Annotated in this window: 2 protein-coding genes; both read right to left on the bottom strand. The window is 72.4% G+C overall.

The features are described from left to right. On the bottom strand, window positions 1–386 hold a 386-nt coding region (locus DPQ23_RS15160; RefSeq protein ID WP_240602854.1), incomplete at its 3' end, for a PfkB family carbohydrate kinase. A gap of 126 nt (window positions 387–512) precedes the next feature. Further along, complete coding sequence (locus DPQ23_RS15155; RefSeq protein WP_112875590.1) at window positions 513–1,370, bottom strand: fumarylacetoacetate hydrolase family protein; 858 nt, start codon at window positions 1,368–1,370, stop codon at window positions 513–515. Window positions 1,371–1,520 lie beyond the last annotated feature (150 nt).

Here is a 1,520-nt window from a genome sequence, read left to right as displayed (position 1 = left end):
CCCGACAGGCTTGCGGCCAGCGCGCCCGCGTCGTCGGCCAGCCGCCGGGCGGCCGAGTTGTCGCGCCAATAGCTGAAGCTGCGCTCGCCCCCGTCCAGGTGGATCGCATACAGCCCCACCTCGCGGTCCGCGTCGCGGGTGATGCGGTCGGTGACCAGGCCGGCCTGCGCGATGAACGCGGCCAGCGCATCCGAGAACCGCGACCGGCCAAGCCGCGTGAGATAGCCGACCGGCTGGTCGGGCGGCAGCAGGCGGCGCAGGTACCAGGCGGTGTTCAGCGTGTCGCCGGCAAAGCCCAGGCGCCACAGCCCGCCCTCGTCCGCGGGCGACAGCTCGACCATCGCCTCGCCGATCGACAGCACGCGCAGCGGGCTGGGCGCGGTCACGGGCAGGCCCGGAGACAGGGTCGCAGCGGCATGGCGAGGGTCCTGCACGGAAGGGTTGCGGGCGCGGGTGCGGCCGGCCTGCCCGGAACGGTCGGGGCGGGCCAACAAGGGGATATCAACGGGGGCTCAACGCGCGGGGCGGACGCGCTGGGTCTGCTCGCCCAGGCCCTGGATCCCCAGGCGCATCGTCTCGCCGCCCTTCAGGAACACTTTGGGGGTCTGCCCCATGCCCACGCCGGGGGGCGTGCCGGTGGTGATGACGTCGCCCGGCATCAGCGTCATCAGCCGCGAGCAATAGCTGACCAGCGCCGCGACCCCGAACACCATCGTCCGGGTCGAGCCGTCCTGAAAGCGCCTGCCGTCCACCTCGAGCCACAGGGACAGGTCCTGCGGGTCCGCGATCTCGTCGGCCGTGACCATCCACGGGCCGATCGGGCCGAAGCTGTCGAAGCCCTTGCCCTTGTCCCAGGTCGCGCCCCGTTCCAGCTGCCATTCGCGTTCGCTGACGTCGTTGACGACGCAATAGCCGGCGACATGGGCCATCGCCTCGGCCTCGGCCACGTCGGACGCGGGCGCGCCGATGACCACGCCCAGCTCGACCTCCCAGTCGGTCCTGGTCGATCCGCGGGGGATCTGGATGTCGTCGTCGGGACCGACGATGCAGCTGGTCCACTTGTTGAAGACGATCGGCTCGGCCGGCACGGGCATGTTCGATTCGGCGGCATGGTCGGCATAGTTCAGCCCGATGGCGATGAACTTGCGCACGTGCCCCACGCAGGGCCCCAGGCGCAGGTCCTGCTGCGGCGTGCCGTCCACCAGGGGCAGCGCGGCCAGGTCCAGCCCGGCCAGCCGCGCCAGGCCGTCCGGCGTCAGCACGTCGCCGGCGATGTCGGCGATCTGGCCCGACAGGTCGCGCACCCGCCCGTCCGCGTCCAGGACACCCGGCTTCTCCGCCCCGGCGGGACCATAGCGCAGCAGCTTCATGCCATTCCTCCTTGGTGGCGCGCCCCGATGCAGGCGCGCGGCCCCTTGCGGTCGCGCGCACCATAGGCCCGCGCGCCGGGCCGCGCAATCTGGTATGCCAGATTTGACTTACGCCCCCCGAGGCGCCATGTCAGGCGGACGCGCCGCCCC

Source organism: Paracoccus endophyticus (assembly GCF_003286075.1).
GTDB classification, from domain to species: Bacteria; Pseudomonadota; Alphaproteobacteria; order Rhodobacterales; family Rhodobacteraceae; genus Paracoccus; species Paracoccus endophyticus.
Note: the sequence above shows the minus strand (reverse complement) of the source record. Positions and strands in the feature narration are given on the sequence as shown.